Origin of the sequence: Caldimonas mangrovi (assembly GCF_023721835.1) — a bacterium.
GTDB lineage: Bacteria > Pseudomonadota > Gammaproteobacteria > Burkholderiales > Burkholderiaceae_C > Caldimonas > Caldimonas mangrovi.
In genome coordinates, this window is record NZ_JAMKFE010000002.1 from 305,652 (window position 1) to 326,548 (window position 20,897).

A 20,897-nucleotide genomic window follows, 5' to 3' on the forward strand; every position below is an offset into this window, starting at 1 on the left:
CAGCCCGCAGGCGCGGCCCGGCCGCGCTGTATTGCGCGCGCACCACGGCTGTTACCGTCGGTCACGTCTCTGGCGGGTCAGCGTCGCTGGCAGCCCGGGCAGAAGAAAGTCGAGCGCTGCCCCTGCTGAATGCGCCGCACCGGCGCGGCGCACTGGCGGCACGGCTGACCTTCGCGATCGTAGACCTGTGTCTCCAGTTGGAAGTAGCCGCTTTGCCCGTCGGCGTTGCGAAAGTCGCGCAGCGTGGAACCCCCGACCTGCAGCGCGCGCAGCAGCGTGCCGCGCACCGCGTCGACCAGGCGCTGGCAGCGCGCCAGGCTGACGCGCCCGGCGGCAGCGCGGGGGTCGATGCCGGCGCCGAACAGGGCTTCGGACGCGTAGATGTTGCCGACCCCCACGACGATGTCGCCGGCCAGCAGTGCCTGCTTGATCGGCGCGCGCCGGCCGCGCAGCCGCTCATGCAGGTAGGCTGCAGTGAACGCTGCGTCGAAGGGCTCGATGCCCAGCGTGCTCAGCAGCTTGCGCGCCGGATCGGCGTCGAGTGAAGGCGACCACACCACGGCCCCGAAGCGGCGCGGATCGTGCAGGCGCAGTACGCCCCGATCGGTCGTGAGGTCGAAGTGGTCGTGCGCCCCCGGGGCCGGCACGTCGGGCGCAAAGCGCAGCGAACCGGACATGCCCAGGTGTAGCAGCAGGCCACCGTGATCCAGCGGCAGCCAGAGATATTTGCCGCGGCGGCTTACCGGGCCCACGGTCTGGCCAGCCAGCAGCGCCGGCTCGCAGCCGAGCGGCCAGCGCAGCGGTTTGCCCAGGCGCACGGATTCCACGCGGGCGCCGTGGATGCGTTCGGCAAAGCTCAGCCGCGTGACTTCAACTTCCGGTAACTCGGGCATGCGGGGAATTATCGGCCGCTCCGTAGAATCAGATCGATCAGGCCGGGCGCAGCACCGCGTTCCGCACATCCAGGAGTTTGTTCATGCCGTTTGCCGCCCCCTCGATCCGCGTGCTCACGCTGGCCGCCTGCCTTGCCGGCGGCGGTTGGGGGGCTGCGCTGCCAGCCTACGCGGCATCCGCGGCCACTGGCACGCCCGCCGAGGCGCCGGCGGTGCCGTCGAATCTCGATGCGCCGATGTTCTACCAGTTGCTGATCGGCGAGATGGAGCAGCGCTCGGGCAATGCCGCGGCGGCCTACGAGATCCTGCTCGATGCGGCCCGCAAGACCGGCGACGAGCGCCTGTTCCGCCGCGCCGTAGAGATCGCGTTGCAGGGCCGCGCCGGCGACCAGGCGCTTGCCGCCGCGCAGGCCTGGCGCACGTCCGTGCCCGGTTCCGTGGAGGCGCATCGCTACGCCGCGCAGCTGCTGGTGGGGCTCAATCGCGCCGCCGAGGCGCTCGACCCGCTGCGCGCACTGCTGGCCAATACACCGGCACCCGAGCGGCCGGCGACGATCTCGCTGCTGCCGCGCTTCTTCGCGCGTGCCGCAGATCGCAAGACGGTCGCGGGCGTGCTCGAGCAGGCGCTGCAGCCGTACGCCACCATTCCCGAGACCCGGCTGCCGACGCTGCTGTCGAACGGCCGCATGCGCCTGCTGGCCGAGGAGCCCGAGCGGGCGCTCGCGCTCGCCGAGCAGGCGTCGCGCCTCGACCCTGCATCGGAAGGGGTGGCACTGCTGGCACTGGAGCTGATGCCGGCTCAGCCGGCCGCGGAAACGATCGTGCAGGGCTATCTGCAGGCCAAGCCCGACACGGCGGCGATACGGCTGTCCTATGTGCGCGCCCTGGTCAGCCTGCAGCGCTATGCCGACGCCGTGGCCCAACTCGAACACGCCACCCGTGCCGACCCGACGCTCGCGCCTGCCTGGCTCAGCCTGGGCGCTTTGCGGCTCGAGCTGAAGCAGCCGCGCGAAGCCGAGCTTGCGCTGAAGCGCTATCTCGAACTGAGTGCCACGCGCGCCGAGCCCCCCCCGCCGACTGCGACCGAGGAGGGCACGATCGAGATCGTGTCGGCGTCGCCCGCTGAAGGCCTGACCCAGGCCTACCTGCTGCTTGCGCAGGCTGCCGAAGAGCAGCGCGACTTCGCGCAGGCCGAGCAGTGGCTCGCGAAGATCGACAATGCCGACCGCGCGATCAGCGTGCAGCTGCGGCGCGCCGCATTGATGGCGAAGCAGGGCAACGTGCGCGACGCACGCGAACTGATCCGCAAGGTGCCCGAACGAGCGCCGCAAGACGCGCGCGCCAAGCTGCTGGCCGAGTCCCAGCTGATGCGTGAGCTGAAGGACTGGGCCGCGTCCTATGACGTGCTGGCCGAGGCGAACCAGCGCTTCACCGACGACGTCGACCTGCTGTACGAGCAGGCGATGATGGCCGAGAAGCTGCACAAGGTCGAAGAGATGGAGCGCCTGCTGCGTCGCGTGATCGAGCTGAAGCCCGACCACTTCCACGCCTACAACGCGCTCGGCTACACGCTGGCCGATCGCAACACCCGGCTCGAGGAAGCCCGCGATCTGGTGCGCAAGGCCCTCGAGCTGGCGCCGAACGAGCCCTTCATCATCGACAGCCTGGGCTGGATCGAATACCGGATGGGCCGCCGCGAGGAAGCGCTGCGCCATCTGCTGCGCGCCTACCAGGCGCGGCCCGACGCCGAGATCGGCGCGCACCTCGGCGAGGTGCTGTGGGCGCTCGGGCGCGAGGACGAGGCGCGCAAGGTGTGGCGCGAAGCGCGCGAACGCGACGGCGGCAACGAGGTGCTGAAGGAGACGCTGGCCCGCTTGAAGGTGAACTTGTGAGCGCAACCGGCATGTTGCGTGCGGCCGTCCTCGGCTGCGCGGTGGTGCTGTCCGGTTGTGCGAGCCTGCGCACGCCGGTGCTCGACGGACTGGCGGTGGCGGCCTCCGGCCGGTTGGCGATCCGCATCGATGCGGCGCAGCCCGGCGAATCGCCACGCTCGTCCACGGCCTTCTTCGAGCTGCTTGGCGAACCGGCGCGCGGCGAGCTGCGCCTGTCGAACTCGCTCGGCACGACGCTCGCGGTGGCCTACTGGCAGCCTGGTGAAGCGTGGCTGCGGGCGGAGGGCAAGACCCGGCGCTACACCGACCTCGACGAGCTGACCCGCGAAATGGTCGGCGAGCCTTTGCCGGTCGCGGCCCTGTTCGACTGGCTGCGCGGTCGCCCGTGGGACGGTGAGGCCAGCGAGCCGTTGCCCGGTGGCGAGCCGGGTTTCATGCAGCTGGGCTGGCGCGTCGAGCTCGTGCGTGCCGACGATGGCTTGATCACTGCAGTGCGGCCGGCCGCACCGTCGGTGACGGTGCGAGCGAGGCTGGACCCCGGCTGACGCGACCGCATGAAAGCGCTCTACGACGTACCGGCTCCGGCCAAGCTCAACCTCTTCCTGCACGTGCTGGGCCGGCGCGACGACGGCTACCACCTGCTGCAGTCCGTCTTCGTGCCTATCGATTGGTGCGACACCTTGCACTTCGAGTTGCGCGACGACGGGGCGCTGGCCCGCCACGATCTCGGCGAGCCCTTGCCGGCCGACGATCTGTGCCTGCGCGCGGCGCACGCGCTGCAGCACGCGAGCGGCACCTGCTGGGGCGTCGACATCTCGATCCTGAAGACGCTGCCGTCCGGTGCCGGGTTGGGTGGGGGCAGTTCCGATGCCGCCACGACGCTGATGGCACTCAATCGCTTGTGGCGGCTCGGCTGGACTCGCGCGCGACTGATCGAGCTGGGCGCCAGGCTCGGTGCCGACGTTCCGTTCTTCCTCGGCACCGGCCCCGCCTGGGTCGAAGGCATCGGCGAACGGCTCACGCCGGTGTCGCTGCCTTCGGCCCGCTACATGGTCGTCAAACCGCCGGCCCATGTGTTGACGAAGGACATCTTTTCCAGCCCCCACTTGGTACGCGATACCAAACCTGCTATAGTCACGGACTTTCTCGCAGACACTGGCCGGTTCGGCAAGAACGACCTGCAAAACGCCGCACAAGCTTTGTGCAGCGAGGTCGGGCAAGCTTCGAGACTGCTGGAACAGCGCTACGGCAACAGCCGGATGACGGGTTCGGGCAGTGCGGTGTTCGCGAGGATCGGTGCCGATGAGGCTCCGGACGGCAGCGAGCTGACACAGCTTCCCGCCGGCTGGCGCAGCAGAGGTTGCCGCAGTCTGGAACAGCACCCGTTACGGGACTGGACACCAGATTGAAACGCGACGTTTTCAAGGCTCGCGCTTCCGCCCGCAAGGCTGTTGCGAGGGCCCGTGTAGGGGAGTCGCCAAGTCGGTTAAGGCATCGGATTTTGATTCCGACATTCGAGGGTTCGAATCCTTCCTCCCCTGCCAAAACCACCCAGGAAGCTCTGGGCCGCAGCATCGGCCCAGGGCTTCCGTAGTTTTGAGCGATGCCCGCGCGAAGTTGGTCCTCTGCGTGCAGGGCGACGATACCGAGACGGTCACGACGCACTCACTGTAGGCCTCGACGGAGAGGAAGATGCTGTCCGACACCCTGCTGTTCACCGGCAACGCCAACCCCGCGCTCTCCCAGGAAATCGCCACCCACCTGGGGCTGACGCTCGGTCGCGCCAATGTGGGTCGCTTCTCCGATGGTGAGGTCACGGTCGAGATCCAGCAGAACGTGCGCGGGCGCGATGTCTTCGTCGTTCAGCCCACCTGTGCACCGACCAACGAGCACGTGATGGAGCTGTGCATCATGGTCGATGCACTGAAGCGCTCGTCGGCACGCCGCATCACGGCCGTCATTCCCTACTTCGGCTACGCCCGCCAGGACCGCCGCCCGCGCTCCACGCGCGTGCCGATCAGCGCGAAGGTCGTCGCCAACATGCTTGAGGTGGTCGGCGTCAACCGCGTGTTGACGATGGACCTGCATGCCGACCAGATCCAGGGCTTCTTCGACATCCCGGTGGACAACATCTACGCGTCGCCGGTACTGCTGTCCGACCTGAAGTCGCGCAACTACGACGACCTCGTGGTCGTTTCGCCGGACGTTGGCGGCGTCGTGCGTGCGCGTGCGCTGGCCAAGCAGCTCGGCTGCGACCTCGCGATCATCGACAAGCGCCGCCCGAAGGCCAACGTCTCGGAAGTGATGCACGTGATCGGCGAGATCGAAGGCCGCAACTGCGTGATCATGGACGACATGATCGACACCGCCGGCACGCTGGTGAAAGCGGCCGAGGTGCTGAAGGAACGGAACGCGAAGTCGGTCTACGCGTATTGCACCCACCCGGTGTTCTCGGGCCCGGCGCTCGAGCGCATCAAGAATTCCGAGCTCGACGAGGTGGTGATCACCAACACCATCCCGTTGGCCGAGGCTGCCAAGCCGATCACGAAGATCCGCCAGCTGTCGGTCGCCTTCCTGTTCGCCGAAACGATCCGCCGTATTTCCGATGGCGAGTCGGTGACTTCCCTGTTCTCGGAGCAGAACAACAACTTTTGATGCCGAGAACCGAACGGACGACACGCCCGGGCGGTCGTCCGGCCCGCAGGCCGCAATGTTGCGGCCGTTTCGCGTCTGGTCGCGGACGCATACGTTGATTGGAGAGATGAATGAAATTCGTCGCATTTGAGCGCCAACTGCAGGGGACCGGAGCGAGCCGCCGCCTGCGCCGCGCCGACAAGGTGCCTGGCATCGTCTACGGAGCCGGTACGCCGGCCATGATCGAACTCGATCACAACGCGCTGTTCCACGCGCTGAAGAAGGAAGCCTTCCACTCGTCCATCCTCGAGATGGAACTGGCCGGCAAGGTCGAGAAGGTGCTGCTGCGAGACGTGCAGATGCATGCCTTCCGGCCCATCGTGCTGCACGTGGACTTCCAGCGCGTCGATCCGAAGACGAAGATCGTCAAGAAGGTGCCGCTGCACTTCATCAACGAAGAGAACTCGCCGGCTGTCAAGACCGACAAGTGCACCATCAGCCACATCGCCACCGACCTGGAGATCCAGTGCCTGGCGCAGGCGTTGCCCGAGTTCATCGAAGTGGATCTGGGCGAAGTCGTCAAGGGCCAGTCGCTGCACGTCAACGACCTGAAGCTGCCGAAGGGCGTGAAGGTCGTCACGCACGGCAAGCCGAACCCGGTGATCGCCACGGCCGTTGCCCCGGTCGAGGAAGTGATCGTCGAAGCCCCGGCAGCCCCGGCCGCCGAGCCGGCCAAGGGCAAAGGCAAGGGCAAGAAGTAATTCAGGCCCTACGGCTTTCGGAAGAGCCCCGCATCGCGGGGCTTTTTCGTTGCTGGTCCCTCATTGGAGGGGAGGGCTGTTCACGCCAACCCCGGGATAATCGCGCTCCATGATCCGTTTGTTTGTGGGCCTGGGCAATCCCGGGCCGGAGTACGAGGCGACGCGCCACAACGCCGGCTTCTGGTGGCTGGACGCGGTCGCACGCAAGCTGGGTGCCACGCTGCATGCCGAGCGCAGCTACCACGGGCTGGTGGCGCGCGTGAACCGGCCGCGGCCCGGCGTCGACGGCCCGGTATGGTTGCTGGAGCCGCAGACCTACATGAACCGTTCCGGCCAGTCGGTTGCGGCGCTGGCGCGTTTCTTCAAGATCGCGCCGCAGGAGATTCTCGTGGCACACGACGAACTCGATCTGCCGCCGGGCCAGACGAAGATGAAGCTGGGCGGCGGGCATGCGGGCCACAACGGTCTGAAAGACATCCATGCACACCTGGGCAGCGCCGACTTCTGGCGGTTGCGCCTGGGCATCGGGCATCCGGGCATCAAGGCCGAGGTGCCGAACTACGTGCTGCGCAAGCCGGCTTCTGAGCACCGCGAGGCGCTGGAGCAGGCCATCGACCGCTCGCTGCCGGCGCTCGACGCGCTGCTGCACGGTGAGATGGAGGCCGCGATGCGCCTGATCCATGCGAAGCCGCCGCGACCGAAGCCTGCACGGCCCGAGGAGCCTGCGTCATGAGGTGCCCCGCGTTGTTCGGCGCCTTGCTGCTGGCTGCTGCGAGTTCCATCGCCGGCGCCCAGTCGATCTATCGCTGCGGCAACGCGTATTCGGAGCGCCCCTGCAGCGACGCGAGCGAAATCGACAGGCGTGACGACGAGCGCTCAGACGCCCAGCGCGAGCAGGCGCTGGAGGCACAGCAGCGACATCGTGAGATGGCTGAGCAGCTGGCGCGCGAACGGCGCGAATTCGAGGCACAGCCGGTTGCGGCCGGCGGCATCCATGGCGTGCAAAAGACGCAGGAAGAGGAGGCGCCGGTTGCGAAGCCGCGCAGCAAGCGCTCAGCCAGGCACAAGCACCGCACGCAAGACAGGGCGGCACCAGCCGGGTTGAAGCACGCCGCGCCCTGACGGCCCCTGGAAAGCTCCGTCAGTCCTTCGGGTCGGCAGCGGTTGCCGCTCCCTGTAGCACCCGGTACTTGGCCCAGAGCTGATCTTTCGTTTCCTGGTGCTCGGGATGGATGGGAATGCACTCGACCGGGCAGACCTGCACGCATTGAGGTTCGTCGAAGTGCCCGACGCATTCGGTGCAGCGCTTCGGGTCGATCACGTAGATCTCCGGGCCCATCGAGATGGCCTGGTTCGGGCATTCCGGTTCGCAGACGTCGCAATTGATGCATTCGTCCGTGATCATCAGGGCCATCGAGATCCTCAGTTGCTTTGTTTCACGCGATCCTGCAGTCGCCTGAGCACCGAGGGTGCCACGAATTTGGAGACATCACCACCGAGCATGGCAATCTCGCGCACGAAGGTGCCCGAGACGAACTGGTACTGGTCCGACGGTGTCAGGAACACCGTTTCGACCTCCGGCATCAGCTGTCGGTTCATTCCTGCCATCTGGAATTCGTATTCGAAGTCACTGACGGCGCGCAGCCCGCGCACCACCACGCGGCCCTGGTGCGCCACGACAAAATCGCGCAGCAGCCCTCGAAATGCCATCACTTCCACATTGGGATAGGGACGGGCCTCCTCGCGGGCGATGTCAAGTCGCTCGTCCAGCGTGAACATCGTGCGTTTGTGGTGGCCGGCCGCCACTGCGATGATGAGCCGGTCGAACAGCGCGCTGGCTCGCCGCATCAGGTCCTCGTGGCCGAGCGTCATCGGGTCGAAGGTGCCGGGGTAGACCGCGATGCGGGTGATGGGGGGGGAAGTCATCGCTGGCTCTCCTGCTGCGAGGGCGGGACGTGCAGTTTATCGGGCCGCTGCGCGCTGCAGCAGGTGAAAGTGCACCGAACCCGCCCGCCCGGCGCGGTAGGCCTGCAGCCCGAGCGCGTCGAGCAGCGCCGGATCGGGTGCTGCACCGGCTTCCAGATAGACGAAAGCTTCAGGTGCCAGTAAACGAATCGCTTCTCGCAATGCCGGCTCGAGCAGGCCGGCTGCGAAAGGGGGATCGAGCAGCACCAGATCGAAACGCGCGGCGGGTGCCCGGCGCATCCATGCCAGCGCATCGACGCGCTCGATCCGCACGCTGGCGGCGGCCAGCTTCGCTTTCAGCGCCTGCAACTGGTGCACCAGCGCTGCGTCGTGCTCCAGCAGCACCACCTCGGCCGCTCCGCGCGAAGCCGCTTCGAAGCCGAGCGCGCCGGTGCCGGCGTAGGCATCGAGGCAGTGCCATCCGCTCAGGTCCTGCCCCAACCAGTTGAACAGAGTTTCGCGCACCCGGTCGAGCGTCGGCCGCAGGCCTGGCCTGTCGGCCACCGGCAGCTTGGTGCGCTTCCATTGGCCTCCGATGATGCGGACTTCGCGGGGCAGTTGTGAACGGGGAGGGCGTGCTGGCATGTCGCTTCAGGTCGGGCGCCTGGATTGTAGGAGGCGATGGAGGGGCAAGGCGCTTCCTTAGAATCGGCCGCAACCCACAGGGAATCCATGTTCAGCTTCTTCAAGAAAAAAACGCCGCCTCCCGCTCCGGCACCCGCTTCGGCACCCGCACCCCAGGCCGCCCCTGCTCCCACGGTACGGCCCGAGCCGACGCCTGCTCCTGCGCCTGCTGCGGCCGACGCCCCGCTGCCAGCCGTCACCGCACCCGCTGCAGCCACCGCTCCGGAGCCGTCATCCGAACGCCGGTCCTGGCTCGACAAGCTGAAGACCGGGCTGCGCAAGACGGGCAGCAGCATCACGCAGGTCTTCAACGGCACGAAGATCGACGACACGCTTTACGAGGAACTCGAAGCCGCGCTGCTGATGGCAGACACCGGGGTGAAGGCGACCGAGTTCCTGCTCGGCGACCTGAAGCGCCGCGTCAAGGACTGCAAGGCGACCGACCCGGCCGCCGTGAAGACGTTGCTTGCCGATGCCGTGGCCGACTTGCTCAAGCCGCTGGAGAAACCGCTCGTCGTCGGGCAGCAGACACCGACGGTCATCATGGTGGTCGGCGTCAACGGTGCCGGCAAGACGACCAGCATCGGCAAGCTGACCCGCCACCTGGCCGAGTCAGGCCAGAAGGTGCTGCTGGCGGCGGCCGACACCTTTCGCGCCGCGGCGCGCGAGCAACTGGCGGTGTGGGCCGGGCGCAACCAGGTCGAGATCGTCAGCCAGGAAGGCGGCGACCCGGCCGCAGTGACCTTCGATGCCGTGTCGGCAGGCAAGGCACGGGGCAGCGATGTCGTCATTGCCGACACCGCGGGCCGCTTGCCGACGCAACTGCACCTGATGGAAGAGTTGCGCAAGATCCGCCGCGTCATCGCCAAGGCCGACGAAAGCGCACCGCACGAGGTGCTGCTGGTGGTCGATGGCAACACCGGCCAGAACGCGCTGGCGCAGGTGAAGGCCTTCGACGAGGCCTTGAAGCTCACCGGCCTGGTCGTCACCAAGCTCGATGGCACCGCGAAGGGCGGCGTGCTGGCCGCCATCGCGCGAGAAAGGCCGGTGCCGGTCTATTTCATCGGTGTCGGCGAAAAGCTCGAAGACCTGCAGACCTTCGATGCGCGCGAGTTCGCGCAGGCGCTGCTGAGCTGAGACGGTGACTGCGCCTGCTGCGCAGCATTGACGCACGTAAAAAAGGCCCGCTGATGCGGGCCTTTGTTCCGGCTGCCGGCTCAGTGCGGGCGATCCGACGAGGAAGACGAACCCAGCGGCGCCATGCCGGAGTCGAGATCGTCGAACCAGGTCGACGAAGGAGGCTCCTGCTGCTGCTCGCGCGTGCCGTTGATGATAGGAAAGTCGGCTCCCGGATGGCCTGCGCCGTTGACCGCCCCTGCCGGACGGGTGCTGATCGACGCGGCGCCTTCGTGCTGGTCGAGGTCGGCCGGATGCCCTTCGGTGAGCGCTTCACGCGCGGCGGCGGCCGACGGGATCTGGTTCTCGCGCCACACGTGCAGCGGCACGCCGGCCGCCTGCAGCACCCGGTCCATGCGGGCGTGCCGCTTCAGCGTGCGTTCGCTTTCCTCTTCGTCGGGCGCACGGAGTTCAACCACCGCCACCACTTGCGAGGTGTTGTCGCAGACCACGAGGTCGACGCACAGCTGCCCGACACGACGCAGCCATTCGCTGTACGAATGACGGGTCGGCACCTTCAGGAAGCGTGCGATCGGCACTTGCGCGAGGATCATGTGATCGGGCAGTGCCCGGCGCAGCACTAAGTAGGCTTGACGTTCGGCCGAGGTGAGGATGCGGCTGGGCTGCGGCGTCCATGCCATCAGCGTGTCGAGGCTTTCAGCGCCGCGCTTGCTCTGGCGCGCGCTGGACACCGGCGCCGAACGGTGGGTCCACCACCAGAACACCGCGGCGAGCATCGCCACCAGCACGAGCAGGATAAGAACGATTTGTTGCATTCTGGAAGAGGAAGGTGACCTGCAAGGACCTTAGCGGCCGCACCTCGCTTGGTCAACTCGTAGATGTGCGTGGCGGTGCGTCGGAAGCCGCGGTTTCCTGCGAATCCTGCCGTCGGAGAACACCCGGTTACCGACCCATGCCGGGCAGCCCCTTCATGCCGCCCATCCGCTTCATCATCTTCATCAGCCCGCCACCCTTCATCTTCTTCATCATGCCCTGCATCTGCTCGAACTGGTTGAGCAGGCGGTTGACCTCCTGCACCTGGACACCGGCACCGGCGGCGATGCGGCGCTTGCGGCTGGCCTTGATCAGTTCCGGCTTGCGGCGTTCGAGCGGGGTCATCGCATTGATGATGCCTTCCATGCGCCGTACGTCGCGCTCGGCGCGGTCCATGTCGGCCTGACCGGCCTTGGCAGCCATCTGTGTCGGCAGCTTGTCGAGCAGGCCCGACAGGCCGCCCATCTTCTTCATCTGGCTGAGCTGCGCGAGGAAGTCGTTCAGGTCGAAGCCTTCGCCGGACTTGACCTTTTGTGCGAGCTTCTCGGCGGCCTGCAGGTCGACGCCTTTCTGCACCTCTTCGACCAGCGCGACGATGTCGCCCATGCCGAGCACCCGTCCGGCATGGCGGTCGGCATCGAAGACTTCCAGGCCGTCGATCTTCTCGGAGACACCCGCGAACTTGATCGGCGCGCCGGTGATGGCGCGTACCGACAGCGCCGCACCGCCGCGGGCGTCGCCGTCGAGCTTGGTCAGCACCACGCCGCTCAGCGGCAGTGCATCCTTGAAAGCCTTCGCGGTGTTCACCGCGTCCTGGCCCTGCATGGCATCGACGACGAACAGCGTCTCGATCGGGGACAGCGCTGCGTGCAGTTCCCGGATCTCGGCCATCATCGCCTCGTCGATCGCGAGCCGGCCGGCGGTGTCGACGAGCAGTACGTCGAAGTAGTGGCGGCGGGCATGGTCGAGGGCCGCGCGCGCGATGTCGATCGGCTTGTCGTTGGCGCTGGACGGAAACCATTCGGCACCAGCGGCCTTCGTCACGGTCTTCAACTGCTCGATGGCCGCGGGTCGGTAGACGTCGGCCGAGACCGTCAGCACCTTCTTCTTCCGTTTCTCGATCAGCAGCTTCGCGAGCTTGGCCGTGGTGGTGGTCTTGCCGGCGCCTTGCAGGCCGGCCATCAGGATCACAGCCGGCGGTTGCGTCGCGAGATTCAGATCGGCGACACCTTCGCCCATCGTCGCTGCGAGTTCCTTGTGCACGACACCGACCAATGCCTGCCCGGGCGATAGCGACCCGACGACCTCTTGCCCGAGCGCCTTGTCCTTCACGCGCGCGACGAAGTCGCGCACCACCGGCAGCGCCACGTCGGCTTCCAGCAGCGCCATGCGGACCTCGCGCAGCATGTCCTGCACGTTGTCCTCGGTGATGCGTGCCTGTCCGCGCATCTGCTTGACCAGGCGCGACAGGCGGTCGGAAAGGGTAGAGGCCATGGAGTGGTTGCGGAGGGTGGACCGGGGGAGGGCGCGGCAGCGCAGAACGGCGTGCCGCGAAAGTACACTGTGCGGATGATTCTAGCTTCCGGGCCCGCAGCCGCCTTCTATGCGCAGTCGTCGATGACGGTGGCGGCCAGCCTTGCCGCGCTGCTGGCCTACGCGGTCGCGGTGGCGCAGAGCGAGCGTGCCGCGGCTGCCTTGCGCTGGGCGCTGTTGATCGGCTGGGTTGCGCATGGGCTGGCACTGGTGTTCGACACGTCGGGTGTGGGCGTCCCCAATCCCGGTGCGCGTTTCGGTTTTGCGCCGGCGCTGTCGATGACGTTGTGGCTGGTGCTGGCCGTCTATGCCGTCGAAAGCCGCTTCGTGCCGCTGCCCGGTGTGCGGCGCACGCTCGCCGTGCTGGGGCTGACCGCTGTGGCATTGGCGCTGTTTTTCCCCGGCGAGGTGCGGCCGCACCTCGGCTCGGCCTGGATGCCGCTGCACTGGGTGCTGGGCATCGCGTCGTACGGCCTGTTCGGTGCAGCCGTGCTGCACGCGGCGCTGCTGGGCAATGCCGAGCGCCAGATGCGCGATGCGCGCGGTGCGATGCCCCCGACGCCGTTGGGTCTGCCGCTGCTGCGGCTCGAGAAGCTGACCTTTCGTTTCGTGACGGCCGGCTTCACAGTGCTGTCAGCCGCACTGGTGCTCGGCGTGTGGTTTGCCGACCCGTGGCGCTGGGATCACAAGACCATCTTCTCGGTGCTGGCCTGGGCGGTATTTGCGGCGTTGCTCGCCGGCCGGCGCGCGTTCGGCTGGCGCGGCCGCATGGCGGTGCGTTGGCTCTATACCGGTGCGGCGCTGCTGCTGCTGGCCTACGTCGGTTCGCGCTTCGTGCTCGAGGTGCTGCTCGGCCGCGCCGCTGTCGCCGGCTGACGGCCCCCGTCCCGGCGCTGATGATGAAATACCTCGTGCTGCTGCTGGTGGTCGTGCTGGTGCTATGGCTGGCCGGGCGGCCGCGTGTCCCCGGCGGCCGTCGCGCGCAGTCCGAGCGCCAGCCGTCGCGCGAGACGCCGGCCAACGGCTCGCCACGACCGATGGTGGTCTGCGCACAGTGCGGCGTGCACCTTCCGGCCGACGAGGCATTGCCGGGGCCGGGCGGGCACTATTGCTGCGAAGCGCATCGCGCTTCGCAGCGCTGAAGCGATCGCCCGCATGGCCCGCCGCCAGGCTCCCCGCTCGCCGAAACTTGCGCGGCAGCAGGCCGACGAGTCGTGGTTCGCCGCCCTCGGCGTCAGTCACGACACGCAGATCGACGAAGACGGCACGGCCGGGCCGGGCGAATCACGCTATACCGACTGGGGCGGCGCCGAGGCCGACGATTCCCGCTTCCTGACGCGCCAGGCGCGGCGCATGCTGGGCGTCGCACAACCATCGTTCCAGCGCATCTACCGCGCCTTCCTGGGAGCGCGTGTGGCGGTCGGCATGTTGCTGCTCGGCGCGCAGGGGGCGTCCTACCTGGTCGGCTCAGGCGCCCCCGGCGTGCCATGGGCGCTGCTGACCAGCGCCGGCTACGTGGCCGCGACGGTGGTCGTCTGGTGGCTGGCACGCCGGCAAACCGGCACCGAACAGGGCCGGCCGATCAACCGCCTGCACCGCAGCCAATGGCTGTCCAGCATCGGGCTCGACGTGGTGGTGTTCGGTGCGCTGCACATCGCGGCATCGCGCGGCAGCATCAACTTCCTGCCCTTGCTCGTGTTGCCGGTGCTGATGGCGGGCGTGCTGACCTCGCGGCTGTCGGCACTGACGGTGGCTGCCGGCATCACGCTGCTGCTGCTCGCCGACGCCTCACTGCGCTCGCTGGGCAGCGATGCGACCGTGCTGATCACCCAGGCCGGGCTGGTGGGCAGTGGTTTTTTCGTCATCGCGCTGCTGGCCGGCGAACTGGCCGGCCGTCTGGCTCGCGAGGAACTGGCCGCGCGCGGCAGCATGGAGCTGGCGCGCCAGCAGGCTCAGCTGAACCGGCTCGTGATCGAGGAGATGCAGGACGGGGTGATGGTGGTCGACCGGCGCGGCCGTGTGCGTGCGGCGAACCCAGCGGCCCGCCGCCTGATCGCCGAAGACGGGCTGGTGCGGCCCGCGCCCTTCCACCTTCACAGCCACCCGGTCTGGGCGCCGCTGGCGTCGAATGTGCAGCGTGCGTTCGACCAGGGAGCGTGGCCGGAGGCCGGGCGCGAAGTCGGCCTGCAGTTCGCGTCCGGCCAGACGCGCGCGCTGCGCGTGCGCATGCGCTTCACCAAACGCCGCCAGCCGCAGTCGTCGGAAGAGCTGTGCGTGCTGTTTCTCGAGGACCTGCGGGATGTGCAGGCGCGCATGCGGCAGGAGAAGCTCGCGGCCATGGGGCGCATCTCGGCCGGCATCGCGCACGAGATCCGCAACCCGCTGTCGGCCATCGCGCAGGCCAATGCACTGCTTGCGGAGGACCTCACGTCTTCGCCGCAGCGTCAGCTCTCGCAGATGGTCTCCGACAACGTCGAACGGCTCAAGCGCATCGTCGACGACGTGATGGAGGTGGCGCCCGGCGGCCCGGCCGTACGGGCGCAGGTGATCGATGTCACCACGCTGGTGGCCAACACCTGCAGCGAATGGGCGCGCACCGCGCGGCTGCCGATGGACGATCGCAGCGCACTGCGCGTTGAGCTGCCCGTGACGCCGGCGGGCGCCAGCTTCGACCCCGAGCACCTGCGCCGCGTGCTGGTCAACCTGCTCGACAACGGCTACCGGCATGCGTCGGGCGGACCGGGCAGCGTCGAGCTGCGGCTAGTCGTCGAACCCGAAGTGCTGACCCTGAGTGTGAGCAGCGACGGGCCGCCCATTCCTCCCGACGTCGAGCGTTATCTATTCGAGCCTTTCTTCTCGACACGCAGCCGGGGCACGGGCCTGGGCCTGTATATTTGCAAAGAGTTGTGCGAGCGCTACGGCGCGACGATCGACTATCGGCTGCGGGGCCCGCAGTATCCGGCGCGCAACGAGTTCTATATGGTGATGCGGCTCGAGCCGCTCGGCCCCCACGAAGCACCTACCGCCAGTTTGAATCTCGCCCGATGACATCTGCCTCACACTACAGCCTGCTGGTGGTCGACGACGAACCCGACCTGCGCACCCTGTACGAACTGACGCTGCTGCGCGAGGGCTACGACGTCGAAACGGCCGCCACGGTCGAGGACGCCTGGGCACGGCTGAAGGATCGCACCTACAGCGCGGTGATCACCGACATGCGGCTGCCCGACGGCACCGGGCTCGACCTGCTGCGCCGTCTCGACGATGCCGGCCGCCGCGAGAAGGCCATCATGATCACTGCCTTCGCGTCGCCCGAGAACGCCGTCGAGGCGCTGAAGGCGGGTGCCTACGACTACCTCACCAAGCCGGTCGACCTGAAGCAGTTTCGCACCGTGGTGGCATCGGCGCTCGGGCGGCCGAGCATGGTGCCGGCACCGAGCGCGGCGGCCAGCTCCGCCGTGCCGGCTCCGCCGAGTGCGCGCGGCAGCGTGCGTTCGGCGGCCCCCGCGGTACTGGTCACCGGCGGCTCGGGCACGCTGGACCGCATGGCCGGCGCATCGCAGACGATGCAGCAGGTGCGCAGCCTGATCGACAAGGTCGCGCGCAGCATGGCACCGGTGCTGGTGCAGGGTGAATCCGGCACTGGCAAGGAACTGGTCGCCCGTTCCATCCACGAGGTCAGCGCGCGCCGCGCGCAGCCGTTCATCGCGGTCAACTGCGGCGCGATTCCCGAGCAATTGCTCGAAGCCGAGTTCTTCGGCTATCGCAAGGGCGCCTTCACCGGTGCGACCGAGGACCGGGAAGGTTTTTTCCAGGCAGCCCGGGGCGGCACGCTGTTTCTCGACGAGATCGGTGACCTCCCGCTGTCGATGCAGTCCAAGCTGCTGCGCGTGATCCAGGAGCGTGCGGTGCGTCCGGTCGGCGCGGTGGTCGAGACGCCGATCGACGTGCGCATCGTCAGCGCGACGCACAAGGATCTTGCCGCCGAGGTGCAGGCCGGGCGCTTCCGGCAGGACCTCTACTACCGCCTCAACGTGATCCAGATCCGGGTGCCGGCGCTGCGTGAGCGGCTCGAAGACCTGCCGCTGATCTGCGAGCGCGTGCTCGAACGCATCGCACAGGACGCCGAGGTGTGGCCGCCGCCGCGCCTGACGCATGCGGCGCTGTCGCATCTCTCGCGCTATGCCTTCCCCGGCAACGTGCGCGAGCTGGAGAACCTGCTGCACCGCGCTGTCGCGCTGTCGGGCGGCGAGTGGATCGACCAGGCGGACCTCGCGCTGCCTGACACCGTGTTCCACGAGACCGGGCTGCATGATCTCGAGACCACTGCGGTTGGGGCTTCCGCCGACGTGGCCGTTGCTGCGCCGGTGGCCGCCGGCGGGGAACCGCCGGCGCAGGCACTGCCGAATGACCTCGCGGCCTACCTCGATGCCGTCGAGCGCGACATCCTGATCCGGGCGCTCGAACGCCATCGCTTCAACCGCACGGCGGCCGGCGCGAGCCTGGGCTTGTCGCTGCGGCAGATGCGCTACCGCATGGCGCGGCTCGGGGTGATGGTCGCCGAGCACGGCGTCGCGGTAGAGCCCGACGAGCCCTGATGGACGGCACAGCGGCCTGGCAAGAGGGCTGGTATGTGCCGGCCAGGCGGGTCGCATCGCCCAACTTCGGCCCGCGGCCGGCCGACACACGCATCGATCTCGCCGTCATTCATTCGATCAGCCTGCCGCCCGGGCACTACGGCGGCCACGAGATCGAGCAGCTGTTCATGAACCGGCTCGATTGGGACGCGCATCCGTACTTCGAGCAGATCCGCGGCATGCAAGTGTCGGCGCATTTCGTGATACGCCGTGATGGCGAGCTGCTGCAGTTCGTCTCGTGCGACGAGCGCGCCTGGCATGCCGGCCGATCGTGTTTCCTCGGCCGAGAAAACTGCAACGACTTCTCCATCGGCATCGAACTCGAAGGGCTGGAGGGCGGGCCGTTCGAGCCCGCGCAGTACGACACGCTCGCGCGCTTGCTGCCCGCGCTCAGGGACCGCTATCCGATCGAGCATGTCGCCGGCCATGAGCATGTCGCGCCAGGACGCAAGCAGGATCCGGGGCCAGGTTTCGACTGGCCTGCACTCGCCCGCGCCACGCAGTGGCCCGATCGGTGTTTTCCCTGGTCGCAGCAGGTTCATGCGCGTGCGGCGAGCGCATCGCCGGCCCGCCTGAAGCAGAAGTGACGTCCGCGCGCTGCACGCACAGCGCAGCATCGACGCCGCACGCGGCACCATCCTGCCCGCAGAACAAGCACCGGCGCGGCCTCACCGTGCAGGCACCAGTCACGATGCGCGTTTGCGCCACGCGGCACCGAGGCGGTGCGAAGAGCCATGCAAAAAAAGCGCCGCGAGTCAATCCTCATAAGTCTTCACGAAACGCTATCGCTAGCGCTTGAAGTGGGTCGGGGCGCTAGATATAGTGTTCCGCCATGGTATCCTCGCGCCCTCGCAAAACGCTGAGCCGGCTCGCCTTCGAGCGCTCGGCGCGAAGCAGCGCCACAGGCGCGGCGGCCAGGGCCGGTACCGCGACGGGCACCACCGACACATCTCTCCCTCGACCTGCCAGCGCGCTCAGCCGGGCCGACGCGTGCGTTGAGGGTTTTGTTTTTTCTTGAGTGCAGCCAGTAGGAAGGGAAACTCATGCAGACCACCAGCACCAGCGTCGATCCACAAGCGGCCGTCAATGCGCCGGGCACCAGCCGTCCGGTCGCGCCGGTCGCGTCGGCGTATGCCGGCTACCAGATCATTCGTCGCAACGGCGCGGTGGTGGCCTTCGAGCCGAACAAGATCGCGGTGGCGCTGATGAAGGCGTTCCTCGCGGTGCACGGCACGCAGGGGGCGGCATCGGCGAGTGTGCGTGAGATGGTCGACGGCCTGACCGAGGCGGTGGTGCGCGCGCTGATGCGCTCGCGTCCCGGCGGCGGCACCTTCCACATCGAGGACGTGCAGGACCACGTCGAGCTGGGTTTGATGCGGGGCGGACACCACGAGGTGGCGCGCGCCTACGTGCTCTACCGTGAACGGCGTTCGCAGGAGCGCGCGCGTCAGGGCGAGCAACAACCGGCCGCGGCGTCGGAGCCGGCGCTGCACGTGATCGATCGCGGCCAGCGCGTGCCGCTCGACATGCCCCAGTTGCAGGGACTGATCGAGTCGGCCTGCGCCGGGCTCGGCGCCGACGTGAAGCCGGAACCGATTTTGGCGGAGACGCGCCGCAACCTGTACGACGGCGTACCGATCGACGAGGTGTACAAGGCATCGATCCTCGCGGCCCGCACGCTGATCGAAAAGGACCCCGGCTACACCCGCGCCACGGCTCGCCTGCTGCTGCACACCATTCGCCGCGAGATCCTCGGCGACGAGGTGATGCACGCCGATATGCACGAGCGCTATGCCGAGTATTTTCCCGGCTTCATCAAGAAGGGCGTCGACGCCGAACTGCTGGACGAGCGGCTGCTGCAGTTCGACCTGAAGAAGCTCGGCGGCGCGCTGAAGGCCGACCGGGACCTGCAGTTCGATTACCTCGGCCTGCAGACCCTGTATGACCGCTATTTCCTGCACGTCGACAGCGAACGCATCGAACTGCCGCAGGCATTTTTCATGCGCGTGGCGATGGGCCTGGCGCTGGGCGAGATCGACCGTGAAGCGCGCGCGATCGAGTTCTACGAAGTGCTGTCGAGCTTCGACTTCATGTCGAGCACACCGACGCTGTTCAACTCGGGCACCCGTCGTTCGCAGCTGTCGAGCTGCTACCTGACCACCGTGCCCGACGACCTCGACGGCATCTACGAAGCCATCAAGGACAACGCGCTGCTGTCCAAGTTCGCCGGCGGCCTGGGCAACGACTGGACCCGTGTGCGCGCGCTCGGCTCGCACATCAAGGGCACCAACGGCAAGAGCCAGGGGGTCGTGCCCTTCCTGAAGGTGGTCAACGACACGGCGGTGGCAGTCAACCAGGGCGGCAAGCGCAAAGGGGCCGTTTGCGCCTATCTCGAAACCTGGCACCTGGATGCCGAGGAATTCCTGGAGCTGCGCAAGAACACCGGCGACGACCGCCGCCGCACGCACGACATGAACACCGCGAACTGGATTCCGGACCTGTTCATGAAGCGTGTGATGGAAAACGGCGAGTGGACGCTGTTCTCGCCGTCGACCTGCCCGGACCTGCACGACAAGTTCGGCCGCGACTTCGAGGAGGCCTATACCCGCTATGAGGACAAGGTTGCCCGCGGCGAGCTGAAGCTGTTCAAGAAGGTGCGCGCGGTCGACCTGTGGCGCAAGATGCTGTCGATGCTGTTCGAGACCGGCCACCCCTGGATCACCTTCAAGGACGCCTGCAACGTGCGCTCGCCGCAGCAGCATGTCGGCGTCGTGCACTCGTCCAACCTGTGCACCGAGATCACGCTGAACACCAACGACAACGAGATCGCGGTCTGCAACCTGGGCTCCGTCAACCTGGCGCAACACCTGAAGGACGGCGCCAACGGCAAGGAAATCGACCACGAGAAGCTGAAGAAGACGGTGGCGACGGCGATGCGCATGCTCGACAACGTCATCGACATCAACTACTACGCGGTCAAGAAGGCGCGTGACTCCAACATGCGCCACCGTCCGGTCGGCCTCGGGATCATGGCCTTCCAGGACAGCCTCTACCAGCTGCGCATCCCGTATGCCAGCGACGCCGCCGTGGAGTTCGCCGACCGCTCGATGGAAGCCGTCTGCTACTACGCCTACTGGGCTTCCACCGAACTCGCCGCCGAGCGCGGCCGCTACACCAGCTACAAGGGCTCGCTGTGGGACCGCGGCATCCTGCCGATCGACTCGCTCGACCTGCTCGCCGAAGCGCGTGGCGGGTATGTCGAGGTCGACCGCTCCCGCACGCTGGACTGGGAGTCGCTGCGCGAGCGCATCCGCGTCAACGGCATGCGCAACTCCAACTGCGTGGCGATCGCGCCGACCGCGACGATCTCCAACATCATCGGCGTCGACGCGTCGATCGAGCCCTGCTTCGGCAACCTGTCGGTCAAGTCCAACCTGTCGGGTGAATTCACCATCGTCAACGAGTACCTGGTGCGCGACCTGAAGCGCCTGGGCCTGTGGGACGACGTGATGGTCATGGACCTGAAGCACTTCGACGGTTCGCTGCGCCGCATCGACCGTGTGCCCGAAGACCTGAAGCAGCTCTACGCGACGGCCTTCGAGGTCGAGACGCAGTGGCTGGTCGAAGCGGCGGCGCGGCGGCAGAAGTGGATCGACCAGGCGCAGTCGCTCAATATCTATATGGCGGGAGCCTCCGGCAAGAAGCTCGACGAGACCTACAAGCTCGCCTGGCTGCGCGGCCTCAAAACGACCTACTACCTGCGCACCGTCGGCGCGACGCACGCCGAGAAATCGACCGTGAAGTCGGGCCAGTTGAACGCGGTGCCGACGCAAGGCGGTGGCGGCATGTCGGCGATGGAAGCAGCGGCGAAGGCGGCGCAGTCGCAGATGGCGTCAGCTGCTGCAGGGGAGCCCGCGACCGACATCAAGTTCTGCGCGATCGACGATCCCACCTGCGAAGCCTGCCAGTGATCGCATGAGCGAAGCAGTGGGGCATTGCATCGATCGC

General features: G+C 67.6%; 20 protein-coding genes and 1 tRNA gene. 15 read left to right on the forward strand and 6 right to left on the reverse strand.

Features of this window, described 5'->3' with window-relative positions; translation table 11 throughout:
* Positions 1–77: 77 nt before the first annotated feature.
* Positions 78–893 (reverse strand): bifunctional DNA-formamidopyrimidine glycosylase/DNA-(apurinic or apyrimidinic site) lyase, encoded by an 816-nt coding sequence (gene mutM, locus M8A51_RS04005; RefSeq protein WP_251776833.1) that lies wholly within the window; start codon positions 891–893, stop codon positions 78–80.
* Between the two features lie 83 nt (positions 894–976).
* Between mutM and M8A51_RS04010 the strand changes: the two genes are divergently transcribed.
* From M8A51_RS04010 to M8A51_RS04045, 8 genes are all read left to right on the forward strand, one after another.
* Positions 977–2,785 (forward strand): tetratricopeptide repeat protein, encoded by a 1,809-nt coding sequence (locus tag M8A51_RS04010; protein WP_251776834.1) that lies wholly within the window; start codon positions 977–979, stop codon positions 2,783–2,785.
* Entirely contained in the window at positions 2,782–3,330 is a 549-nt protein-coding gene (locus M8A51_RS04015; protein ID WP_251776835.1) for a lipoprotein insertase outer membrane protein LolB, read from the forward strand. Before M8A51_RS04010 ends, M8A51_RS04015 begins: the two co-directional genes overlap by 4 nt.
* Before the next feature lie 9 nt (positions 3,331–3,339).
* Entirely contained in the window at positions 3,340–4,194 is an 855-nt protein-coding gene (ispE, locus tag M8A51_RS04020) for a 4-(cytidine 5'-diphospho)-2-C-methyl-D-erythritol kinase (protein WP_251776836.1), read from the forward strand.
* 58 nt (positions 4,195–4,252) lie between these two features.
* Positions 4,253–4,329: transfer RNA gene (locus M8A51_RS04025), tRNA-Gln, on the forward strand.
* 148 nt (positions 4,330–4,477) lie between these two features.
* Positions 4,478–5,440, forward strand: a complete 963-nt coding sequence (locus M8A51_RS04030; RefSeq protein ID WP_280925980.1) for a ribose-phosphate pyrophosphokinase — start codon at positions 4,478–4,480, stop codon at positions 5,438–5,440.
* A gap of 110 nt (positions 5,441–5,550) precedes the next feature.
* Positions 5,551–6,180 carry a 50S ribosomal protein L25/general stress protein Ctc gene (locus M8A51_RS04035; RefSeq protein WP_251776837.1) on the forward strand — a complete coding sequence of 210 codons (630 nt, stop codon included), beginning with the start codon at positions 5,551–5,553 and terminating at the stop codon, positions 6,178–6,180.
* 109 nt (positions 6,181–6,289) lie between these two features.
* Positions 6,290–6,913, forward strand: coding sequence for an aminoacyl-tRNA hydrolase (gene pth / locus M8A51_RS04040; RefSeq protein WP_251776838.1), 624 nt, complete (start codon positions 6,290–6,292; stop codon positions 6,911–6,913).
* Complete coding sequence (locus M8A51_RS04045; RefSeq protein ID WP_251776839.1) at positions 6,910–7,302, forward strand: hypothetical protein; 393 nt, start codon at positions 6,910–6,912, stop codon at positions 7,300–7,302. The genes pth and M8A51_RS04045 overlap by 4 nt, the downstream gene beginning before the upstream one ends.
* Before the next feature lie 19 nt (positions 7,303–7,321).
* Here the strand turns inward: M8A51_RS04045 and M8A51_RS04050 are convergent, their stop codons facing one another.
* The 3 genes from M8A51_RS04050 to rsmD are packed head-to-tail and all read right to left on the reverse strand — an operon-like array spanning position 7,322 to position 8,730.
* Positions 7,322–7,594: a YfhL family 4Fe-4S dicluster ferredoxin gene (locus M8A51_RS04050; RefSeq protein ID WP_251776840.1), complete on the reverse strand. Its 273-nt coding sequence runs from the start codon at positions 7,592–7,594 to the stop codon at positions 7,322–7,324.
* 8 nt (positions 7,595–7,602) lie between these two features.
* A complete protein-coding gene (gene coaD / locus M8A51_RS04055) occupies positions 7,603–8,106 on the reverse strand; it encodes a pantetheine-phosphate adenylyltransferase (RefSeq protein WP_251776841.1) in 504 nt (167 codons plus the stop codon).
* Between the two features lie 36 nt (positions 8,107–8,142).
* Positions 8,143–8,730 carry a 16S rRNA (guanine(966)-N(2))-methyltransferase RsmD gene (gene rsmD, locus M8A51_RS04060; protein WP_251776842.1) on the reverse strand — a complete coding sequence of 196 codons (588 nt, stop codon included), beginning with the start codon at positions 8,728–8,730 and terminating at the stop codon, positions 8,143–8,145.
* 87 nt (positions 8,731–8,817) lie between these two features.
* Between rsmD and ftsY the strand changes: the two genes are divergently transcribed.
* Positions 8,818–9,906, forward strand: coding sequence for a signal recognition particle-docking protein FtsY (gene ftsY / locus M8A51_RS04065; protein WP_251776843.1), 1,089 nt, complete (start codon positions 8,818–8,820; stop codon positions 9,904–9,906).
* Between the two features lie 80 nt (positions 9,907–9,986).
* On the opposite strand, the gene M8A51_RS04070 is transcribed toward ftsY, so the two are convergent.
* Together M8A51_RS04070 and ffh are read right to left on the reverse strand one after the other, a co-directional pair.
* Positions 9,987–10,721 (reverse strand): DUF2726 domain-containing protein, encoded by a 735-nt coding sequence (locus tag M8A51_RS04070; protein WP_251776844.1) that lies wholly within the window; start codon positions 10,719–10,721, stop codon positions 9,987–9,989.
* Between the two features lie 127 nt (positions 10,722–10,848).
* Positions 10,849–12,213 (reverse strand): signal recognition particle protein, encoded by a 1,365-nt coding sequence (ffh, locus tag M8A51_RS04075; RefSeq protein ID WP_251776845.1) that lies wholly within the window; start codon positions 12,211–12,213, stop codon positions 10,849–10,851.
* Positions 12,214–12,288: 75 nt separating this feature from the next.
* On the opposite strand from ffh, the gene M8A51_RS04080 reads away from it, so the two are divergent.
* The 6 genes from M8A51_RS04080 (at position 12,289) to M8A51_RS04105 (ending at position 20,860) form a co-directional block, all read left to right on the forward strand.
* On the forward strand, positions 12,289–13,128 hold the full coding sequence (locus M8A51_RS04080; RefSeq protein WP_251776846.1) for a cytochrome C assembly family protein: 840 nt from the start codon (positions 12,289–12,291) through the stop codon (positions 13,126–13,128).
* 23 nt (positions 13,129–13,151) lie between these two features.
* Complete coding sequence (locus tag M8A51_RS04085; RefSeq protein ID WP_251776847.1) at positions 13,152–13,394, forward strand: PP0621 family protein; 243 nt, start codon at positions 13,152–13,154, stop codon at positions 13,392–13,394.
* A gap of 13 nt (positions 13,395–13,407) precedes the next feature.
* Entirely contained in the window at positions 13,408–15,300 is a 1,893-nt protein-coding gene (locus M8A51_RS04090) for a two-component system sensor histidine kinase NtrB (RefSeq protein WP_251776848.1), read from the forward strand.
* The gene (locus M8A51_RS04095; RefSeq protein ID WP_251776849.1) at positions 15,297–16,850 is read left to right on the forward strand and encodes a sigma-54-dependent transcriptional regulator; all 1,554 of its coding nucleotides are present in this window, start codon (positions 15,297–15,299) and stop codon (positions 16,848–16,850) included. Before M8A51_RS04090 ends, M8A51_RS04095 begins: the two co-directional genes overlap by 4 nt.
* Positions 16,850–17,476, forward strand: a complete 627-nt coding sequence (ampD, locus tag M8A51_RS04100) for a 1,6-anhydro-N-acetylmuramyl-L-alanine amidase AmpD (RefSeq protein ID WP_251776850.1) — start codon at positions 16,850–16,852, stop codon at positions 17,474–17,476. The genes M8A51_RS04095 and ampD overlap by 1 nt, the downstream gene beginning before the upstream one ends.
* Positions 17,477–17,932: 456 nt before the next feature.
* The gene (locus M8A51_RS04105) at positions 17,933–20,860 is read left to right on the forward strand and encodes a ribonucleoside-diphosphate reductase subunit alpha (protein ID WP_251776851.1); all 2,928 of its coding nucleotides are present in this window, start codon (positions 17,933–17,935) and stop codon (positions 20,858–20,860) included.
* Positions 20,861–20,897 lie beyond the last annotated feature (37 nt).